The organism is Campylobacter sp. BCW_6871, assembly GCF_001762325.1.
In the GTDB taxonomy this organism is placed as follows: domain Bacteria; phylum Campylobacterota; class Campylobacteria; order Campylobacterales; family Campylobacteraceae; genus Campylobacter_D; species Campylobacter_D jejuni.
In genome coordinates, this window is record NZ_MJWQ01000018.1 from 113,456 (window position 1) to 131,854 (window position 18,399).

General features: G+C 29.6%; 23 protein-coding genes and 1 pseudogene. 15 read left to right on the forward strand and 9 right to left on the reverse strand.

All coding sequences use genetic code 11. The annotated features are described in order from the left end of the window. Window positions 1-12: 12 nt before the first annotated feature. The 7 genes and pseudogenes from AJ930_RS01800 to AJ930_RS01835 all read left to right on the forward strand — a co-directional run bounded on the left by AJ930_RS01800 (window position 13) and on the right by AJ930_RS01835 (window position 5,444). Window positions 13-1,101: a CinA family protein gene (locus AJ930_RS01800; RefSeq protein WP_002853490.1), complete on the forward strand. Its 1,089-nt coding sequence runs from the start codon at window positions 13-15 to the stop codon at window positions 1,099-1,101. An 11-nt stretch (window positions 1,102-1,112) separates the two neighbouring features. Continuing rightward, entirely contained in the window at window positions 1,113-1,538 is a 426-nt protein-coding gene (locus AJ930_RS01805) for a GNAT family N-acetyltransferase (RefSeq protein ID WP_070274746.1), read from the forward strand. A gap of 63 nt (window positions 1,539-1,601) precedes the next feature. Further along, a pseudogene (locus AJ930_RS10235) lies at window positions 1,602-2,222 on the forward strand (NAD(P)H-dependent oxidoreductase). Next, complete coding sequence (locus AJ930_RS01820) at window positions 2,222-2,827, forward strand: NAD(P)H-dependent oxidoreductase (protein WP_070274748.1); 606 nt, start codon at window positions 2,222-2,224, stop codon at window positions 2,825-2,827. Before AJ930_RS10235 ends, AJ930_RS01820 begins: the two are co-directional and overlap by 1 nt. A gap of 124 nt (window positions 2,828-2,951) precedes the next feature. After that, window positions 2,952-3,488 (forward strand): CDP-diacylglycerol--glycerol-3-phosphate 3-phosphatidyltransferase, encoded by a 537-nt coding sequence (pgsA, locus tag AJ930_RS01825; RefSeq protein ID WP_002812871.1) that lies wholly within the window; start codon window positions 2,952-2,954, stop codon window positions 3,486-3,488. After that, a complete protein-coding gene (gene rseP, locus AJ930_RS01830) occupies window positions 3,485-4,591 on the forward strand; it encodes an RIP metalloprotease RseP (protein ID WP_070274749.1) in 1,107 nt (368 codons plus the stop codon). Before pgsA ends, rseP begins: the two co-directional genes overlap by 4 nt. Beyond that, window positions 4,584-5,444 (forward strand): VirK family antimicrobial peptide resistance protein, encoded by an 861-nt coding sequence (locus tag AJ930_RS01835; RefSeq protein ID WP_002882614.1) that lies wholly within the window; start codon window positions 4,584-4,586, stop codon window positions 5,442-5,444. The genes rseP and AJ930_RS01835 overlap by 8 nt, the downstream gene beginning before the upstream one ends. On the opposite strand, the gene AJ930_RS01840 is transcribed toward AJ930_RS01835, so the two are convergent. Next, window positions 5,437-6,438 carry a sugar phosphate isomerase/epimerase family protein gene (locus tag AJ930_RS01840; RefSeq protein WP_053872671.1) on the reverse strand — a complete coding sequence of 334 codons (1,002 nt, stop codon included), beginning with the start codon at window positions 6,436-6,438 and terminating at the stop codon, window positions 5,437-5,439. The genes AJ930_RS01835 and AJ930_RS01840 overlap by 8 nt on opposite strands. Continuing rightward, on the reverse strand, window positions 6,435-7,709 hold the full coding sequence (locus AJ930_RS01845) for an MFS transporter (RefSeq protein ID WP_002861796.1): 1,275 nt from the start codon (window positions 7,707-7,709) through the stop codon (window positions 6,435-6,437). Before AJ930_RS01845 ends, AJ930_RS01840 begins: the two co-directional genes overlap by 4 nt. A gap of 217 nt (window positions 7,710-7,926) precedes the next feature. Here AJ930_RS01845 and rpsF point away from each other — a divergent pair, with 217 nt between their 5' ends. The 3 genes from rpsF to rpsR are packed head-to-tail and all read left to right on the forward strand — an operon-like array spanning window position 7,927 to window position 9,132. Then, on the forward strand, window positions 7,927-8,304 hold the full coding sequence (rpsF, locus tag AJ930_RS01850; RefSeq protein WP_002812868.1) for a 30S ribosomal protein S6: 378 nt from the start codon (window positions 7,927-7,929) through the stop codon (window positions 8,302-8,304). Window positions 8,305-8,312: 8 nt separating this feature from the next. Further along, window positions 8,313-8,861 carry a single-stranded DNA-binding protein gene (locus AJ930_RS01855; RefSeq protein WP_070274750.1) on the forward strand — a complete coding sequence of 183 codons (549 nt, stop codon included), beginning with the start codon at window positions 8,313-8,315 and terminating at the stop codon, window positions 8,859-8,861. 10 nt (window positions 8,862-8,871) lie between these two features. Further along, entirely contained in the window at window positions 8,872-9,132 is a 261-nt protein-coding gene (rpsR, locus tag AJ930_RS01860) for a 30S ribosomal protein S18 (protein ID WP_002853032.1), read from the forward strand. A 60-nt stretch (window positions 9,133-9,192) separates the two neighbouring features. Here rpsR and lon read toward each other — a convergent pair whose 3' ends face one another. Both lon and bamD read right to left on the reverse strand, forming a co-directional pair. Continuing rightward, window positions 9,193-11,568: an endopeptidase La gene (gene lon / locus AJ930_RS01865; RefSeq protein ID WP_002861798.1), complete on the reverse strand. Its 2,376-nt coding sequence runs from the start codon at window positions 11,566-11,568 to the stop codon at window positions 9,193-9,195. Between the two features lie 16 nt (window positions 11,569-11,584). After that, a complete protein-coding gene (gene bamD / locus AJ930_RS01870; protein ID WP_002877748.1) occupies window positions 11,585-12,232 on the reverse strand; it encodes an outer membrane protein assembly factor BamD in 648 nt (215 codons plus the stop codon). A gap of 160 nt (window positions 12,233-12,392) precedes the next feature. Here bamD and fliW point away from each other — a divergent pair, with 160 nt between their 5' ends. From fliW to AJ930_RS01895, 5 genes are read left to right on the forward strand one after another with little or no spacing between them, the layout of a single operon-like run. Further along, the gene (fliW, locus tag AJ930_RS01875; protein WP_002852982.1) at window positions 12,393-12,782 is read left to right on the forward strand and encodes a flagellar assembly protein FliW; all 390 of its coding nucleotides are present in this window, start codon (window positions 12,393-12,395) and stop codon (window positions 12,780-12,782) included. Continuing rightward, window positions 12,782-13,513 carry a pyrroline-5-carboxylate reductase gene (locus AJ930_RS01880; protein WP_070210252.1) on the forward strand — a complete coding sequence of 244 codons (732 nt, stop codon included), beginning with the start codon at window positions 12,782-12,784 and terminating at the stop codon, window positions 13,511-13,513. The genes fliW and AJ930_RS01880 overlap by 1 nt, the downstream gene beginning before the upstream one ends. Then, a complete protein-coding gene (locus tag AJ930_RS01885; RefSeq protein ID WP_002855822.1) occupies window positions 13,510-13,812 on the forward strand; it encodes a transformation system protein in 303 nt (100 codons plus the stop codon). The genes AJ930_RS01880 and AJ930_RS01885 overlap by 4 nt, the downstream gene beginning before the upstream one ends. Next, window positions 13,809-14,471, forward strand: coding sequence for a hypothetical protein (locus tag AJ930_RS01890; protein WP_002866103.1), 663 nt, complete (start codon window positions 13,809-13,811; stop codon window positions 14,469-14,471). The genes AJ930_RS01885 and AJ930_RS01890 overlap by 4 nt, the downstream gene beginning before the upstream one ends. Then, window positions 14,468-14,920 carry a hypothetical protein gene (locus AJ930_RS01895; RefSeq protein ID WP_002869049.1) on the forward strand — a complete coding sequence of 151 codons (453 nt, stop codon included), beginning with the start codon at window positions 14,468-14,470 and terminating at the stop codon, window positions 14,918-14,920. Before AJ930_RS01890 ends, AJ930_RS01895 begins: the two co-directional genes overlap by 4 nt. Here AJ930_RS01895 and AJ930_RS01900 read toward each other — a convergent pair. Genes AJ930_RS01900 through AJ930_RS01920 form a run of 5 tightly spaced genes read right to left on the reverse strand, consistent with a single transcriptional unit; the run spans window position 14,917 to window position 18,399 of the window. Next, the gene (locus AJ930_RS01900; protein WP_002880802.1) at window positions 14,917-15,546 is read right to left on the reverse strand and encodes a uroporphyrinogen-III synthase; all 630 of its coding nucleotides are present in this window, start codon (window positions 15,544-15,546) and stop codon (window positions 14,917-14,919) included. The genes AJ930_RS01895 and AJ930_RS01900 overlap by 4 nt on opposite strands. Next, complete coding sequence (thiE, locus tag AJ930_RS01905) at window positions 15,524-16,156, reverse strand: thiamine phosphate synthase (protein ID WP_070274751.1); 633 nt, start codon at window positions 16,154-16,156, stop codon at window positions 15,524-15,526. The genes AJ930_RS01900 and thiE overlap by 23 nt, the downstream gene beginning before the upstream one ends. Next, window positions 16,146-16,958, reverse strand: a complete 813-nt coding sequence (thiD, locus tag AJ930_RS01910) for a bifunctional hydroxymethylpyrimidine kinase/phosphomethylpyrimidine kinase (RefSeq protein ID WP_070274785.1) — start codon at window positions 16,956-16,958, stop codon at window positions 16,146-16,148. The genes thiE and thiD overlap by 11 nt, the downstream gene beginning before the upstream one ends. Next, entirely contained in the window at window positions 16,955-17,641 is a 687-nt protein-coding gene (locus AJ930_RS01915) for an endonuclease III domain-containing protein (protein ID WP_070274752.1), read from the reverse strand. Before AJ930_RS01915 ends, thiD begins: the two co-directional genes overlap by 4 nt. Continuing rightward, entirely contained in the window at window positions 17,638-18,399 is a 762-nt protein-coding gene (locus AJ930_RS01920; protein WP_070274753.1) for an ATP-binding protein, read from the reverse strand. Before AJ930_RS01920 ends, AJ930_RS01915 begins: the two co-directional genes overlap by 4 nt.

Below are 18,399 nucleotides of genomic sequence, written 5' to 3' on the forward strand. Positions count from 1 at the left end.
AAAGGAAAATTTATGAAACATTTGCTTTATCTTATAGGAGATGAGCTTACTATAAACGAAAAATTCAAAAATTATATTTATAGAACTTATGAAGAAAAATTTAAAGAAATTAACGAAATTCGCATACAAAATAAAACCGATAAAGATTTACCCTTTTTGCTTGAAAATCTCTTAAATCAGTATGATTTTATCACTTTATTTACAAGCCCTTTGCATTATGCGACTGTTGCTAAAATTTTAGCAACTTTAAATGATGATAATCTTATCTTAAAAGATGATACCTTGGTTCCAGATAAAGCAGAATTTAGTAAAAATAGCTTTGTATGTAATTTTTCAAATTCAAAAATTAATGTCGTTAAAATAAATCCAAGCGAAAAATTACCTGATCTTCTTGGGCATATAAAATTAAATTTTGCATATTTTTGCATTTTTGGCATGGATGATGAAAGCGCTATATTACTACTGCAAACCCTAACAAAATCTTATGAGATAAGTATAAAATCAACCAAGTTTTTAGATAATCTTGTGCTTATTAAGGCCACTTGCGCTAATTTTGGAAAACTTGATGGTTTTTTAAATAGCGTAAAAAATCTTTTTGGACAAAAGGTGTTTTTAGGTAAAGATCCTATACATTTTATAAGCTCTAAACTTTTAGAAAAAAAATTAAAAATTTCTTTTGCTGAAAGTTGCACAGGCGGACTTTGTGCAAGCACCTTAACCAAAATTTCAGGTGTAAGTGAAATTTTTGAAGGATCTATTGTAAGTTATTCCAACCGCATCAAACACGAATGGCTTGGAATTAGCGAAAGCGTCTTAGAAAATAATGGCGAATACAGTGAACGTTGTGTTTATTTTATGCTAAAAGGTATTTTTAAAACGGCTAATCCTGATTTTGCCTTAGCTATTAGCGGAGTAGTTGGCGAAAAAGATGAGGGAAAAATAAAATCAGGCACTATTTATATAGGCGCAATGTTTAGAGATGGAACTTTTATCCAAGAAACGCTTTATTTAGATGGAGATCGTGAATTTATGCAAGAACAAGCTGTTTTAGCAACTTTTTGCCTACTTTTAAAATTAAAACCTGAGATTTTTGAAATTTAAGGGATTTAAAAATGAAAGAAATTAAGCTAAAAGAAGACTTGGAAAAAATTTATCCCTTGATAAAACAATTAAGAAATAACCTATCTTTGAAAGATTTTTTAGACAAAATCCAACTTGCTACACAAACTCAACATTATAAACTTTTTGCCTATGAAAATGAGGGAAGCTACAAAGCAGCTTGTGGAGTCATGCCCTTTAATGTACTTTATCATAATCATTGTCTTTATATTTGTGATTTTGTCGTAGATGAAACTTTAAGAGGAAAAGGTATAGGTCAAGCTTTTTTGAAAAAAATCCAAATTTGGGCAAAAGATCAAGGATATGAAGAATTAGAACTAAGTTCAAGTTTTTTTAGAACACAAGCTCATGAATTTTATATCCAAAAAATGGGTTTTGAAAAATCCGGTTTTGTTTTTAAGAAAAATATCAAACTATAATATTTTTTGATTAAGCTTTGCATTTTATAATTAATATTATTATTTTTGATTTTAAGGAATAAAATGAATTTTAAAGAACTAATTTCAAAACGCAGAGCTTGTAAACTTTTTAATGATAAAAAAATCAATGAAAAGGATTTGCATTTTATATTAGAAAGTGGAGTCTTAGCCCCGAGCTCACATGGATTTGAGCCTTGGAAATTTGTAGTATTAGAACAAAAAGAACACAATCTTAAACTCTCAACCCTATGTTACAATCAACAAAATGTAGCAAGTGCGAGTCATAATATTATTTTTCTAGCAAGAAAAGATCTTCAAAGCAAAGATGAATTTGCACAAAAATAAGTGCGTCGTTTCTCAGGTTCTAGCGAAGAAAATTTTCAAAAAATTTTAGAAATTTACACCCATAAAACCAATGCAATGAATGATAATGAACTCTATCATTACGCACAACTTCAATGCTATCTTGCTATGATGCAAATGTCGCTAGCTGCAATGAGCTTAGGTATTGATTCTTGTATGATAGGTGGCTTTGAAAAAACTAAGGTTGATGATTTTCTTCATTTAACTTATCCTTTTGAAACTGCTGTAATTTTATCCTTAGGATATAAAGCCCACGAACCAAAATATTCTACTCAACGCTTAAATTTTAATGAAGTCGTCGAATTTTACAAGGAAAAATAATGAAAAAAGAACTTGAAATTTTTAGCACAAGATATTCTTGTAGAAATTTTAAAAATGAAAAACTCAAAAAAGAGGATTTAAATTCTATTTTAGAAATAGCAAGATTAAGTCCCAGCTCCTTAGGACTAGAACCTTGGAAATTTATAGTAGTGCAAGATGAGAAAAGAAAAGAAGAACTTTCTAAAATTTGCAACCAACAAAAACATGTAAAAGATTGCGCTGTATTAATTATCATCATTTCAAGACTTGATTTTTTAGATTATTTTGAAGAAAAACTTAGAAAAAGAGATATGAGTAAAACAGAAATTCAAAAACGCTTAGATACTTATATGCCTTTTTTAAAATCTCTAAATCAAGAACAAAAAATATCTTATGCAAGAGAACAAGCTCATATAGCTCTAGCTAGCATACTTTACAGTGCTAATGCTTTAAATATAGCAAGCTGCACTATAGGTGGTTTTGATAAAGAAAAGCTTGATTCTTATTTATCACTTGATATTCAAAAAGAAAGATCAAGTTTGGTAGTGGCTTTAGGATATTGCAACGATGAAAAAAATCCTCAAAAAAATCGTTTTAGTTTTGATGAAGTTGTAAAATTTATTTAAATTTTGCTTAAAAGCAAAATTTAAATAAAAATAAACTGATTCTTTTTTGTATTTTTACTAAGTCTTTGCTTAAATTTTATACAATTTTGATTATAATTTTACATTTAATTTCACAAGGCTTGTTATGAATTTACCCAATATCTTGGCGATTTTTAGAATGGTTTTAGCACCTTTATTATTTTTTTTATTAATTCATAAATTTGAAAACATTCATCAAAGTTGGATTAACTATTTTGCTGCTTTAACTTTTTCATTAGCGGCTTTAAGTGATTTTTTTGATGGATACATCGCAAGAACTTGGAAACAAACTACAAAACTGGGTGGAATCTTAGATCCATTAGCCGATAAAATGCTTGTTTTAGCAGCTTTTTTAGGGCTTTTACTTACAGGAAAAGCTAATGAATGGGTAATTTATATTATCTTAGTAAGGGAATTTTTTATCACGGGTTTTAGAGTTGTAATGATCAGTGAAAATTTAAATGTCAATGCTTCTTTTGCAGGCAAACTTAAAACCGCTTTTCAAATGACTGCGATAGGATTTTTAATCATGGAGTGGATAGGCGGAGAAATTCTACTTTACATAGCTTTGATTTTAACTCTTTATTCTGGATTTGAATACATCTATACTTATATAAAAGCTCAAAAAAAAGGAGAAAAATGAGATCTTTATTGTTTTTAATTGTTATTTTGATTTTGGGAATTAAATTTTATTCTATTGAATTTTTAGCAACTGTTTTAGTCATCTCATTTTTAATTTTCTTTCACGAATTAGGACATTTTTTAGCTGCAAGATCTTTGGGTGTAAAAGTTGAAGTCTTTAGTATAGGATTTGGAAAAAGTCTTATAGAGCGTGAATTTAAAGGTACAAACTATCGCTTAAGCGCTTTACCACTTGGAGGATATGTTAAACTTAAAGGACAAGATGATATGCGTCCTGGTTTTGAAAATCTAGACAAAGATAGCTATAGCATTTTAAGTCCTTTAAAAAAGATTTATATTCTTTTTGCTGGACCATTTTTTAACCTGATTTTAGCTTTTTTTCTTTATATTATCATAGGAAATTTAGGTCTAAGCAAACTTGCTCCGCAAATAGGAAGCATAGCGCCAAACTCTGCTGCACAAGACATAGGACTTCAAAAAAATGATACTATCTTAGAAATCAACGGTATAAAAATTCAAAGCTTTGATGAAATTTCAAAGCATTTAAGTTTAGAGCCTTTGAAAATATTAATCGATAGAGAAGGAAAAAATTTAGAATTTATTTTAACTCCAAAAATAGGACAAGGATATAATGACTTTGGACAAATCGTTGAAAAACCTCAACTTGGAATCAGTCCAAATGGTACAAGCACTCTTGTAAAACATCAAGGTTTAGAAAGTTTTAAATATGCCGCACAAGAAAGTTTTCAAGCTTCCACACTCATCATCAAGGGTATTGTAAAACTCATAAGTGGTGAAGTTGAAGCAAAAAATTTAGGCGGTATTATCACCATGACTGAAATTACCTCAAAGGCTGCACAAAATAGCTTTACTTTGCTTTTATTTATCACTGCTTTAATTTCTATAAATTTAGGTATTTTAAATCTTTTACCTATTCCTATGCTTGATGGAGGACATATACTTTTTAATCTTTATGAAATGATTTTTAGACGCAAGATTCCACAGCGTGCTTTTGAATACTTAAGTTACGCAGGCATGGCAATACTTTTAAGCTTAATGCTCTTTGCAACTTATAATGATATATCAAGGATTGCAGGTGAATAAAAAATTTTCCTACCCTATTCCAAATTTTACTGATAGAAGAAAAAGTATCATCTTTTGGCGCTATTTGCGTTTTCAAGCAAGAAAAATTCTATATTTTCCTCAAGTAAGGCTTCTAGAAAAAACGCTTAATGAAGAAAAAAATAAACATTTAAAAGACTTTTTCTCTCAAAGACCCTATGCTTGCTACAATGCTATAAGAAGATTTTGCGATAAAAGTTTTAAAGCAAATGAACGCGTTAAAACACTTATTTATGATGTTGATAAGGGACTTACTTGTTTTAAATTTCTTCCCGAAGAACAAATGATTTTTTCTTTTGATGAAGATTTTGAGCTTTTTTTAGGATATAACCATAATGTTTACGAAGAAGGTTTTTGGGCTTTTTCTTTAAAATTTAAAAAATACACTATTTCACAATGTAATTTTTGCTTTACTTTAGAAAATAATCTTCTACTTTCTTGCATACAAGGATATAAATACAAAGATTTTAATATTTTAGAAATTAATAAAATTTTAACTAAAAAATGTCATGGTTTGCGCCCTGTTGCTTTACTTATAGAATGCTCTAAGATGCTTTGTGAAATTTTAAAACTTCAAGCTACTTTAGGTGTACATGAAAAAAATCAAATCCGTTCTCAAAAAGGAAAAGAAAAAGGCTATTTTGTAGATTATCAAAAAATTTGGCTAGAAAATGGTGGAGAATTAATAAAAATCGATAAACACAAATACTACAAGCTCCACCACTCGCAAAAAAACCTAGAAGAAATCCCTTCGCAAAAACGCTCCATGTATAAAAAACGTTTTGCCATGCTTGAAAATATTAAACAAAATTTATTCCAAATTTTATCTAAATAATACTTTTTAAATATTCTACACTTTTCTCGCAACCTTTTTTTTGAAGTTTTAAAAGCCTCTCTAAGCATTCTTGAGATACTTCTTGAGGATAATAATACTGCATAGCTTTTAAATCTTCAAACAAAGATTTTTCTATCTTAAAAGCCCCTTTACCTAATTCTTTAACCCCGCCTGTTCCTTTTTCTCTTTTAAAAGTCGCACAATAAGGATAACATTGCTCTACATTAATACGGTCAAGTCCTTCTTTTTTAAGAATTTCTACACAAGTTTTAATGTCTAAATTTCCTTCTCCCAAAGGAACGCCGCAAACATATTCTACACCCTCTTCAATGAAAACTATATGATCTTTACAATGCGTGCTAAAAGTATATTTAGCCATGTCTTTGCAAGCTTTTATAGGATCTTCATAGGCCATCATAGAATTTCCAAAATCATATAAAAATCCTATTTTAGGATGACTGATCAATTTCAACAAATCAAGCAAATCCTCTGAAGTTTGATACTCATGATTTTCTATAGCAAGTTTTAAATCATATTTTTCCAAAATCGGTATCAAAGCTTTTATTTCATCCTTTGTAGCTAAAAAATCTTCTTTATCGAATCTAGTAGTAATTTTAGAATCATCATAAGCCCCATCGCTAGCATGTTTAACTTTTTTATTTTTATCGGTTAAGGGCACATAAGAGCGTATAATTTTAGCACCTAAAATAGAAGCTACTTTAGCAATTTTTTCAAATTTATCTTTATTAAAACCCTTAGAGTCAATCTCACAATACATATTGTATTCATCCAATTTGGCTTTAATTTTTTTAAGATGATTTTCGTCATCGCTTCCTAAGCATCCCCATTCTTCATCCAAACCAAAATCTTTAATGATATTTATAATCACACCCTCACAGCCCAAATTTTTAGCAAAATCGATATAAGAAAATATATCCATCCTACCATTTTGAAACCATAAATGCATGCTTTCAGTTTCTAAACCTATTTTCATGATACCACTCCTTTTAATGCTTTTTTTCTAGCTATCATCTTAAGCAAAATCGTAGTTACAATCACACCACAAATAGCAAAAATCCCCATTAACGCAAAAACAATTTGATAGCCTAATAAACCTTTAAAACGATCGATCATAAAACCATAAAGTGCAAAACAAAAAAGTTGTGGAGAATAACCAAAAATACAAGCTATACTCATAGCAGCTCCACTAATTTCCCTAGGCATTTCTATCTCATCCACAGGAGCAAAAAATGTCGCACGCATAGTAAAAACAAGAGCGGCAAAACCTAAGGTTAAACTCATACCAAAATAAATATTTAATTTCTCATGAGGCATAAAAACAAAAATTAATATGGCCAAGGCTGCTAAAATCAAAGCAAAACGCAAATATCTTGTTGAAGATTTAAAGGTTTTATCTGCTAAATATCCCCCAATTGGCCCACCTACTAATTTTAAAGTGTATTGATTGATAATACCATAAGCACCGACCAAAGCCACAGGCATACCATAAATATCTTTTAAAAATGGAATAAAATAAGTCAAACCACAATACACAGAATAAATAGTAAAAATGGTCAAAGATACCACCCAAATTTCAGGAGTTTTAATCGCTTTGATAACTCCATTCCAAGCGGCTTTGTTTTTACTGATTTCATTTCCTTGCTCATCTTGGGTATTAATTTTGTCATCTTCAAGTAGAAAATATGCCAAAATACCTGCTATAATCACACAAGCGCTATAAAATAATATAGCAGCCTTAAGTCCACCTGCGCCAGACCCTAAAAGTAAAAAAATTCCCAAAGCACTAAAAGCAACTATAGTATCTATAACACCACGTCCTGCTTCTAAAAATCCAAAAAGTCTTCCTTGTTGAGTAGAATCTCCAAGCAAGCGAATGGCTTTAAGCAAAACAGGCCAATACACAACTTCTCCAAATAAAGAAAGCAAACCCCAAGCTATTAAAATTCCATAAAAAGAAGGAAAAGTAGAAATATAAATTCCAACCAAACCCACACAAACCAATGAAAAAGGAATGAGTATTTTTTTAGAAAATCTATCTGCTATATAAATGGATGCAATATTTCCCACCGTTTGCACTATGCCATAAACTGAGAGCGCGAGTCCAATTTGTGTATTGCTAAGATTCATAAATTCTTGCATAGGCACATAAAAGGCATCTTTTAAAGAGGAAAGTTTGAAAACAGTTCCTCCGCCAATAACTAAAACGATAAAAGTAAACCAACGAATAGGTTTCGTACTATTCATATTCACCCTCCTTTTTTAACAATTCGCAACTTAAATTAATTATATCACGGATTAAGATAAAAGGTTAAAATTTCACCTTTAAATTATAAACAGATAATTACAAAAAGTTACAACACTTATTGAAGTATAAATTAAGTATATTTTGATATAATTTAGTCTTGCTTTATGCAAAATCCTTGCTCATGAAAATGGGCTTTAATATCCATAAGGAGAAAAGATGAAACATTATGAGGTTTTATTTATCTTAAAACCAACACTTACCGAAGAGGAAGTGAATGCGAAGTTGGAATTCGTTAAAGAAGTCCTAACCAAAAATGGTGCAGAAATTGAAACTGTTGTTCCAATGGGCACTAGAAAATTAGCGTATAAAATCAAAAAATACGAAAGAGGAACTTATTTTGTGATTTATTTCAAAGCTCCTACAAACTTGATCGCTGAGCTTGAAAGGGTGTTAAGAATCACTGAAGAAGTAATAAGATTTTTAATCGTAAAATATGAAAACAAAAAAGAAATTGCAGCTTGGGAAAAACTAAGCCACGGGATTAAGCAATCTAAAAAAGAAATCAAACCTTTAGATGCTCCTGAAATTCAATAAGGAAAAAGATGTTTAACAAAGTTGTTTTGGTTGGAAATCTTACACGTGATATAGAAATGCGTTATGCACAAAGCGGTAGTGCTATTGGGGCTTCTGCTATCGCAGTAACAAGAAGATTTACCACAAATGGAGAAAAAAGAGAGGAAACTTGCTTTATTGATATAAGCTTTTATGGTCGCACCGCAGAAGTTGCAAACCAATACCTTACAAAAGGTTCAAAAGTACTCATAGAAGGACGTTTGAGATTTGAACAATGGAGTGATCAAAATGGACAAAATCGCTCTAAGCATAGCATTCAAGTTGAAAATATGGAAATGCTTGGCAATTCCAATGCTCCACAACAAGGTGGAATTGGCAATAATAGCTTTTCAAACAACAATTATAGTGGAAACTATGAAAATCAAAGCTATGATCCTTATATGAGTGAAAATCAAAATTTTAATAAAGCAAAAGCAAACCCTGCTCCACAAAGAAACCAAAACCCACAACACGAAGAAAAATTAAAAGAAATTGATATCGATGCTTATGATAGCGATGATACTAATTTACCATTTTAAAGGATAAACTATGGCAGAAAAAAGAAAATACTCTCGCAAATATTGCAAATACACTGAAGCAAAAGTTGAATTTATTGATTATAAAGATACAGCAATGTTAAAACATGCTTTATCTGAAAGATTTAAAATCATGCCACGCCGTTTAACAGGTACAAGCAAAAAATACCAAGAAATGGTAGAAGTTGCAATCAAACGTGCAAGACATGTAGCTCTTATCCCTTATATAGTGGATAGAAAAGAAGTAATCAATAATCCTTTTGAAGGACTATAATCTTTTAAAAGCAAACTTGTAAAAAGTTTGCTTTCTTATACATTTATTCTCAAAATAAAATTAAACCAAAGTATATTCTAAAACATCACTAAAAGTATCAACAGCAATGATTTCCATATTGTCTCTAACCTCACTAGGAATATCTTTTAAATCCCTTTCGTAATTTTTTCTTGGGATTAAAGCTGTTTTTATATCTGCTTTATAAGCTGCAATTAATTTTTCTTTTAATCCGCCTATTGGTAAAACTTTTCCTTTTAAATCTATTTCACCTGTCATTGCAACATCTGCTTTAACCTTTTTATCACTAAAAATAGAAGCAATGGCTATGCTTATCGTAATGCCTGCGCTTGGGCCATCTTTTGGAGTAGCTCCATCTGGCACATGTATATGAATATTATAACTATCATAAACATTAACTTTAGGATCGATAATTATTTTTTTAGGTATTTTTATTTTTCCTTCATCGATTAAAACTTTTATCATGCTAAAAGCAATTCTAGCTGATTCTTTCATTACATCACCCAAACTTCCCGTGAGCGTTAATTCTCCTTTACCTTTAATTTTTACAGCCTCTACTTTTAAAACATCTCCACCTACACTTGTCCAAGCCAAACCATTAACCTGACCTACTTGATTTTCTCCATTATTTTTTTCTATTTCAAAAACTTTTTTATCTAAAAATTCATTCAAATTTTTTGTATTAATAATGACTTTTTTAATATTTTCTAAAAGTAGTTTTTTAGCACTCTTACGACACAACTCTGCCACTTTGCGACGCAAATTTCTGACTCCTGATTCACGAGTATAATCACTAATGATTAACTCTATAGTTTCATCATCAATAGATAATTCATTGGATTTTAAGCCATGTTTTTTAAGCTCATCTGGAATTAAATATTTTTTCATTATATGAAATTTTTCACTTGGAGTATAAGAGCTAAGTTCTATAAATTCCATTCTATCTCTTAAAGGTGCAGGAATATTGCTAATATCATTTGCCGTTGCTATAAAAATGACTTTACTTAAATCAATATTAAAATTTAAATAATAATCCCTAAATTTAGAATTTTGCTCTGGATCTAAAATTTCTAAAAGCACCGCACTTGGATCGCCTCTAAAACTGCGATTTAATTTATCAATTTCATCCAATACAATTACAGGATTAATTTGTTTTGCCTCTATGAGTCCTTGGGTAATACGTCCAGGCATAGCGCCTATATAAGTTCTACGATGACCACGTAGCTCATTAACATCTTCAAGTCCGCCTAAGGCTATGCGAATAAGCTCTCTTTTTAAAGCTTTTGAAACAGAATTTGCCAGTGAAGTTTTACCCACGCCAGGAGGTCCATAAAGACAAAGTATAACTTTAGCACCATCTTTTTCTGCTATTTTTCTTTTTTCTAAAAGTTCCCTAACTGCAAAATATTCTTCTATGCGTTCTTTTGGTTTATTTAATGCATAATGATCATGGTTGAGCTGTTTTGAAACTTCTTTAATATCAAGTTTTTTCTTAGAAATTTTTTCAAAAGGAATATCTAATGCTGTTTCTATGTAAGTTTGAATCATCGATGCTTCGGAATTATCTTGATGAATGCGTTCGAATTTTTCAATTTGTTTTTTGATTTCTTTATAAGCATCTTCGTGCATAAATTTCTTCTTTAATTCCAGACGCTTTTGATACTCTCTAACCTCATCTTCTTTTTGTGTGTCAGAACCAAGCTCTTTTTGAATTTGTCTTAATTGTTCTTTTAAAAAATATTCTTTATTTACCTTATCAATACGAGAATGTACTTTATTTTTAATTTCTTTTTGAATTTTATTGGCTTCTATTTCTTGGGCAATTAAATCTATTAATTTTACTAATTTTTGCTCAAGATCTGTTAAAACAAAAAACTCATAAGCAACTTGTTTTTTAATACGCACAGTATTTAAAATCAAATCACAAATCCTAGACGCATCAAAACCTTCTTCAATTGTTCTTAAAAGATCCGGAGAAAAATAATGACTAATATTTGCCAAATTTTTTACCTTCTCTTTTAAAACTTCAAGAAGCGCTTCTTTTTTAGTTCCTTCTAAAAAGTCTTCTTTTATAAGTTCTATCTTGGCTTCTAAAGGTTTATTAGAAATTTGCTCTATAATTTTACCCTTAGCATATCCTTGAAAAAGTATTTTCACCCTTCCATCAGGTAAAGGAACTTTTCGCATGATAGTCCCAATCACTCCACAATTATAAATTTCATCAAAATTTCTTCCATTTTCCAACCTTGAAGGCGCAACAAAAAGCATACTATCATTTTTAATCGCAAGATCTAAAGCTTTCATATTGGATGAATCGTTAATAAAAATAGGAGTTATCATAAAAGGATATAAAAATAATTCATCTTCAACCAATACTGGTAAATTTGCTGGATAATTTTGTATCTCTTCAATCTGCATTTATTTTCCTTGTTTATTAAAATCTTTCAAATATACTTCTATACCAAGGAAGCTCAGGTTTGATAATACTTTGCTGATAAAATTCACTTTCTTGAAGTCTTTGTTTATAAATTTGTGCACTTTCATCATGTCCTATGCGCTGGTATAGATTTTCTATAGTACTATTAAGATAAAAAACCGCTAAATTAAATTTTGTAAGCATTGTCTGAACCAAAGGTTCATATTCTGTATAAGGATAATCTTTCAAAAAAGTATCTATTTCTTTTTGGCTTTCAAGCATTAAAGCCTGATTACGATTTGGCACTGCAAATGCATCAAATTTTGCTTTAATTTTAAGATAGCGAATATAATCAGCATTGCGTGAATTTCCAAATTTTTTATTATATTCATCTAAATAAAATTCAGCTAACTTATATTCCTCTTCATCCATATGAGCTTGTGCTAAAATAATTAAAGTAGTTTCCAATAAAGGATCGGCAACGTGCTCACTTGCCATACCATTATAATGATCATCGGCTTTTTCCAAATCCTTGTCCTGTAAATCTTTAATAATTTGCTTATACCACTCACTAGCACTAAGATTGTATAAACCTTCATCATTTTTTGTACTACACGCATTAAAAAAAACACTTAAAAAAACCAATAAAAAAATACCTTTTTTCATACCTCACCTTGATTTATATTCTCAAAAATCTATATTTTAACGATTTTATAATTATGTTCTTCTAAAATTATAATAAAATTAATTAAATAATTTAAAATTTTGGAATGATTATTGCTTATTTTATGTTAAAATATTAAACATTATAACTTGAGGAGAAAACATGACCCTAGCTGTTAAATGCCCTATCTTAGGTTTTGAAGAAACCAAAAATATGGAATTTTCAACTATCGATGAAGTATTTGTAAGACTTAAAAGTCTTGATGGTAAAGACTTTTCTTTTGTTTTAATTAATCCTTATTTGATTAGACCTGATTATGAATTTGATATACCAACTTATTATCAAGAGCTTCTTTCTTTAACACCTGAATCTAATATGAAAATTTTTAATATAGTAGCCATAGCAAAAAGCATTGAAGAATCGACAGTGAATTTTCTAGCTCCAGTAGTCATTAATCTTGATAATAATACTATGGTACAAGTGATACTAGATACAGTTAATTATCCGGACTTTTTTCAAGCTGATCAAATTGCTAATTATATTAAAAAATAATGCTCTATATACTTGCAAATGGAGCTATGGCAACAGCCTTAGCCTATGGATTAAAAGATGATTATGAAATTTGTATAGTAGGAAGAAGTATAGAAAAACTTCAAGCCCTCACCAAAGAAGGCTTTAAAACCTTACTTTACAAAGATTTTAACATAGAAGGTAAAGATGTTATTTTAGCATTTAAACCCTATGCTTTAGAAAATATTGCTCAAATGCTAAAAGGACAAGCACGTATCTTAATCTCTGTTTTAGCCAATGTTGATTTTGAAAAACTACAAACCATCAAAGCTCAAAATTATGTTAGAATAATGCCTAATACAGCAGCCAAATATAAGGCTTCAACTACACCATATATACTTAAAAACTCTCATTTTGAAAATGAAATTTTAGACATTTTAAAAACTTTTGGCTCGGCTTATAAATTAGATAATGAAATACAAATGAATGCAGCTATGGCGATTAGCGGCTGCGCTCCTGCTTTTTTAGCACTTATAGCAGAAAGTATTGCTAATGCTGGAGTTTATGAAGGTTTGTCAAAAGAACTTAGTCTCAATCTTACGCGCTCTTTATTTAAAAGCTCTAGTGCTTTACTAGAATATGAACATCCAGCTATTATCAAAGAAAATATTTGCTCCCCTGGCGGAGTTACAATAAAAGGCATAAAAATACTCGAACAAAAAGGAATTCGCGGAAGTTTTTTTGAAGCCATAAATGCTAGCAGCGCTAAATGAAAAAGGCTTTCATACTTATAGAAAGTATTAGTGCTATAACGATCATATCTTTAATTTTCATTGGCATTTTTTATTACTATACTCAACTTTACAAAAACTATGAAAATTTAAATATTTTTGAAAGACTCTATAAACTTCAAGAAGAATTATATGAAAAGCCCATTTTTAAAACCATCATACTTCAAACTTCAGCCTTAAAACCTATAGTTTTACAAGAACAGTTTGTTAATGATGGTATATTTCAATTTCAAAAATTATACTTTCAAGATCAAAATTATAGCGTTTATTTTAAAGAATGAGCAAAGCTTTTACACTTTTTGAACTTATAATATCACTAATACTTTTTACTTTTATAACTAGCTTACTTTCAAAACCTTTAATGGATTTTTATCATTTAAATTTCACTGCTTTACATACAAACAATCTTATCACTCAAGCACATTTAAACTTGCTTAAAATAGAAAAATTAATACAAAATTGTATTAATATTACATTTTCACAAAATACATTAAAATGTCTTTTAAAAGATGAGTTAATTAGCCTAAAAGATAATAAACTTTATCTTATTAATTCTGCTCTTATTTTAGAAAATAATCATACACTTTATTCACCTCATTCTGATTTTAAAACACAACTCCAAAATAGAAAAGATTTATATAATGACAATGAGCATATTAGCTATGCTTATAAAATTAATAAGATTGAAAAAATATCCATCTTAGAAAATGGTATATCTACAAATTTTACAGGTAGTTTTATTCCTTTGCAAGCTCAATTAGTTATCAAATTGCAAAATGAAGAACTTATATATGAAATAAAGCCAAAATTTAATGAACAATTAAACCAACAAGGATTAATTTCTAAAAACATAAGCTCATTTAACCTGCAAAACAATAAATTAAAAATTTGCCTAAAAAGACAAACAAAATATTGCCTTGAAAAAAGAATTTTACTATGAAAAAAGCTTATGTTTTAATTTGGACAATTTTTTTAATACTACTAATAAGTCTATGGATGAGCTTGACCTTAAACATATCTAGCTACACTCCAAAAATAATCCAAGATAGTTATTACTACCTTCAAGCTCAAATTTTAAGTCACAATGCAACACAATTTTCTAAATATTTTTTATATCAAGCAAAGCAAGAAAATAAAGAATGTTTAGATAATATATATTTTAATTACGCAAAAGCTTTGATTAAAATAAAATATTTTTATCCTATTGCACAATGTGTTAATTTTAAATTTTCCAACTTTAATCCCGATGCAAATTTAAACAAAGATGGTGTTATTATAGCCCACATTAGCATTGCTTTAAATCGTGATAAAAATGTCAATGATGAAATTTTACTCACAAAAAGCATTATCATTTATCCCAAAGAAAATTTTTGGAATTTAAAAAATTAAACCAAAGTCTTAGCAAGCTTAACACACTCTAAAAGACTTTGATTTTCGCATATATAAAGATTTTTAAAATTTAAAAGCTTCTTTGCTGTGCTTTGTCCTATAACTACAACCTTATCTTCTTCTTTTAAGCTATAAAATTTTAAAAAATTTTCTACACTTAAAGGAGAGGTAAATATAAAAATAGCAGGATGAGTAAGTTTTTTGTCACCTTTTTTAAAAACATTTTCATAAACAATCACTTCATCTAAATCCACACCTACATTTTTAAGATCCAAATTTAAAGTTGAAACAATATTTTTAGCCCTTAAATACAAACATTTTTGCGTTTTTAATTCCTCTTTAAATTCAAGAAAAAGATCTTTTCCATAAGCCTTTGATGGAATTTTAATCTTTTTAAAACCTAAATTTTTAGCGTATTGAGCTGTACTTTGTCCTACAGCGTATAAATTGAGTTTAAAATTTAAAGTGATTTTTGCATGTTGTAAAGCTTTTAAAGCATTTTTTGAAGTACAGATTAAAGCATCATATAAACTTAAATCCACACTAAAATCGTAAAAAATAATCTCATTTAAAATAAGATTTTCCACCCCTTTAAAAGGAGTTTCATTTAAGAGGTAAATTTTCATAGATTTTACGCTTTAGCTCTTTAGCTGCCAAAAAAGCATCTTTAGCATCCATGATCGCCCTAACCACAGCCACGCCGCTTAAATTTATACCCTTTAACTCATCAAGCACTGCTTTATCAACCCCTCCTATAGCTACAACCCCTATAGGACTTTTATCACAAATTTGGCTTAAAAGCTCAAGGCTTAAAAGCGAACTTTCTTTAGTAGGCGTTGCCTTGATAGCTCCGCAACCTAGATAATTTACTCCTTGTATAAACTCAAGTTGTTCTAGCTTTTTAAGGCTTAAGCCTATGATTTTTTCATCTCCTAAAAGCTTTCTAGCTAGTTTTACTTCTAAGTCTTCCTGCCCTAAATGCACCCCATCAGCATCTAAAGCTAAAGCTATATCTACTCTATCGTTAATCAAAAAAGGTATTTTATAAGCCTTGCAAAGTTTTTGTACCTTTAAACCTAGTTTATAAAATTCTCTTACATTAAGCTCTTTTTCGCGAAGTTGTATGATACTTACTCCGCCTTTTATAGCATTTTCTAAAGTATTTAAAAAACACTCCTCGCTTTTATTTCCCTTAGTAGCAACCAAATAAAGACTAAGATCTAATTTATTTTTCATCTAAAAACTTGAAAAAATGATTTGTAGGACCACAACCTTTTCCAAGATTGAGCGAATAATAAATCGCATTTCTTACATATTCTTTAGATTCACTAACGGCATGAAATAAATCCTTGCCTTTAGCTAAATTACTAGCAATAGCCGAAGAAAGTGTACAACCTGTACCATGAGTATTTTTAGTTTCTATGCGTTCGCCTTTTAAAATATAAATTTCTTTTCCATCATAAAGCACATCATTGGCATTTTCTTCACTATGCCCACCTTTAAGTAAAACTGCCTTAGCCCCCAAGCTACATAAATGCTTAGCTGCTTTTATCATCTGTTCTTCATCAGCGATCTTAAAACCGCATAAAAACTCTGCTTCAGGAATATTAGGCGTAAGAATGTCTGCAAATTTTACTATGGTTTGTTTGAAAAAATCACAATTTTCTTGCGGCATTAAAGCATAACCATTTTTAGCAAACATTACAGGATCGATCACTATGTTTTGAGGTTTAAACTCGCTTAAATTTTTAGCTACACAGCTCATTAACTCACAAGAACCTATCATTCCGATTTTAGTTGCCTTTGGCACTATATCTTCAAACACGGCAAGCATTTGTTCATCCACGCTTTGAGCAGGTATATCGTGTACAGAAATCACCCTTGCGGTGTTTTCAGCTACCACACTTAAAACCACACTCATACCAAAAAGATTGTATGCGCTAAAGGTTTTAAGATCAGCTTGTATCCCTGCTCCACCACTACAATCACTTCCTGCTATAGTCAAAACAGGTATAAGTTCGCTTCCTTTTGCTTTCATAAATCTTCCTTTAAAATTTTGATCCATTCTTCACCCTTAGAGTTTAATTTTTGTCCTTTAAAACTCTGTTTTGCAAAAGCTACAATCAAAGCATGAAAAATTTGATAAAGTTCGTAAAGTTCGCATTTTTTTCTTAAAATTTTACACAAATTTTCTTGCTCACTCTCTATGCCACTTTGAAAAAATTCTCTTAATTCTTCATAATTTTCAAACTCATAGCCTAAGTAAAAAGCCAAACGCAAGCTATAACTATCTACAACCAAAATCTCTCTTTTGCAAAGATAGTTTAAAATACCATCAACACTTTCAAAACCTAAACCTTTGATATTTAAAAGCCATTCTCTGCTTACATTTGTTTTAAAATTTTCTAAATTTTCATAAGTGTTTATGATACTTTCTACCAAGCCTTTTAAACGCTTGGCTTTGGTATTATAAAATCCGCTAGGCTTAATTAAAGTTGCAAGTTCTAAATTGGATAAAGTATTGATTTGTTCTAAGCTTGCAACATTTTCTTTTTTTAAATTTTCTAAAGCTTTTAAGACATTTTTCCAATTTGTATTTTGAGTTAAAATCACAGAAATTAAAAGCTCAAATTCACTCAATCCTTGATTTTCAAGCCAATCAAAATCATGATAATTTAAATCCAAATTTAAAAGCTTGGTAAAAATTTGTGCTCCAGTCATTTAAAATTCTCCTTAAAAGCCAAATAAAATTGCTTTGCAGTACGACCACTTCTACTTGCTCTTAGAGTAGCAAATTCTTTAGCTTTAGCGTGTAAAGGCTCTTTATCACAAGAATAATCTTTAAAATAAAAATCTATCATCTTTAAATACTCTTCTAAATTTCCCTGATAAAAACTTAACCACAAACCAAATCTATCACTCAAGCTTAATCTTTCTTCGGCAGCATCGCTTAAATGAAATTCTGTATGTGCAATTTGCGTATCAAGATTATCAGCAATGCTTTCACTTAATAAATGCCTACGATTTGAACTCGCATAAATAATTATATTATTTGGGGCTTTTTCTATGCTTCCCTCAAGTAAAGGTTTTAAAAATTTATAACTATCATCTCCCTTCTCAAAAGAAAAATCATCACAAAAAAGTATAAATTTAAAATTTTCCAATCTGATTTCATCGATGATATCTGCTAAGGCAAATAAATCTTCTTTATTTAATTCGACAAGTCTTAAGCCCTGTTCTTTAAATTCATTAAATATAGCTTTAATTAAACTTGATTTTCCAGTGCCCTTAGATCCCCATAAAAGTGCGTGATTTGCTCCCTTATCTTGAATGAAATTTAAAGTATTTTCATAAAGTGCTTTTTTTTGACTTTCCATACCTACTAAATCTTTTAAAGTGATAGGATCAATTTCAAAAATAGGCTTTAAATAGTCTTTTCTTGCTCTATAAATTGCTGCATAAGTTTTATTCCAATCCAT

Coding starts and splice junctions, on each gene's coding strand:
- AJ930_RS01800 (WP_002853490.1), top strand. CDS start 13: ATGAAACATTTGCTTTATCTTATAGGAGATGAGCTTACTATAAACGAA.
- AJ930_RS01805 (WP_070274746.1), top strand. CDS start 1,113: ATGAAAGAAATTAAGCTAAAAGAAGACTTGGAAAAAATTTATCCCTTG.
- AJ930_RS01820 (WP_070274748.1), top strand. CDS start 2,222: ATGAAAAAAGAACTTGAAATTTTTAGCACAAGATATTCTTGTAGAAAT.
- pgsA (WP_002812871.1), top strand. CDS start 2,952: ATGAATTTACCCAATATCTTGGCGATTTTTAGAATGGTTTTAGCACCT.
- rseP (WP_070274749.1), top strand. CDS start 3,485: ATGAGATCTTTATTGTTTTTAATTGTTATTTTGATTTTGGGAATTAAA.
- AJ930_RS01840 (WP_053872671.1), bottom strand. CDS start 6,438: ATGAAAATAGGTTTAGAAACTGAAAGCATGCATTTATGGTTTCAAAAT.
- AJ930_RS01845 (WP_002861796.1), bottom strand. CDS start 7,709: ATGAATAGTACGAAACCTATTCGTTGGTTTACTTTTATCGTTTTAGTT.
- rpsF (WP_002812868.1), top strand. CDS start 7,927: ATGAAACATTATGAGGTTTTATTTATCTTAAAACCAACACTTACCGAA.
- AJ930_RS01855 (WP_070274750.1), top strand. CDS start 8,313: ATGTTTAACAAAGTTGTTTTGGTTGGAAATCTTACACGTGATATAGAA.
- rpsR (WP_002853032.1), top strand. CDS start 8,872: ATGGCAGAAAAAAGAAAATACTCTCGCAAATATTGCAAATACACTGAA.
- lon (WP_002861798.1), bottom strand. CDS start 11,568: ATGCAGATTGAAGAGATACAAAATTATCCAGCAAATTTACCAGTATTG.
- bamD (WP_002877748.1), bottom strand. CDS start 12,232: ATGAAAAAAGGTATTTTTTTATTGGTTTTTTTAAGTGTTTTTTTTAAT.
- fliW (WP_002852982.1), top strand. CDS start 12,393: ATGACCCTAGCTGTTAAATGCCCTATCTTAGGTTTTGAAGAAACCAAA.
- AJ930_RS01880 (WP_070210252.1), top strand. CDS start 12,782: ATGCTCTATATACTTGCAAATGGAGCTATGGCAACAGCCTTAGCCTAT.
- AJ930_RS01885 (WP_002855822.1), top strand. CDS start 13,510: ATGAAAAAGGCTTTCATACTTATAGAAAGTATTAGTGCTATAACGATC.
- AJ930_RS01890 (WP_002866103.1), top strand. CDS start 13,809: ATGAGCAAAGCTTTTACACTTTTTGAACTTATAATATCACTAATACTT.
- AJ930_RS01895 (WP_002869049.1), top strand. CDS start 14,468: ATGAAAAAAGCTTATGTTTTAATTTGGACAATTTTTTTAATACTACTA.
- AJ930_RS01900 (WP_002880802.1), bottom strand. CDS start 15,546: ATGAAAATTTACCTCTTAAATGAAACTCCTTTTAAAGGGGTGGAAAAT.
- thiE (WP_070274751.1), bottom strand. CDS start 16,156: ATGAAAAATAAATTAGATCTTAGTCTTTATTTGGTTGCTACTAAGGGA.
- thiD (WP_070274785.1), bottom strand. CDS start 16,958: ATGAAAGCAAAAGGAAGCGAACTTATACCTGTTTTGACTATAGCAGGA.
- AJ930_RS01915 (WP_070274752.1), bottom strand. CDS start 17,641: ATGACTGGAGCACAAATTTTTACCAAGCTTTTAAATTTGGATTTAAAT.
- AJ930_RS01920 (WP_070274753.1), bottom strand. CDS start 18,399: ATGGATTGGAATAAAACTTATGCAGCAATTTATAGAGCAAGAAAAGAC.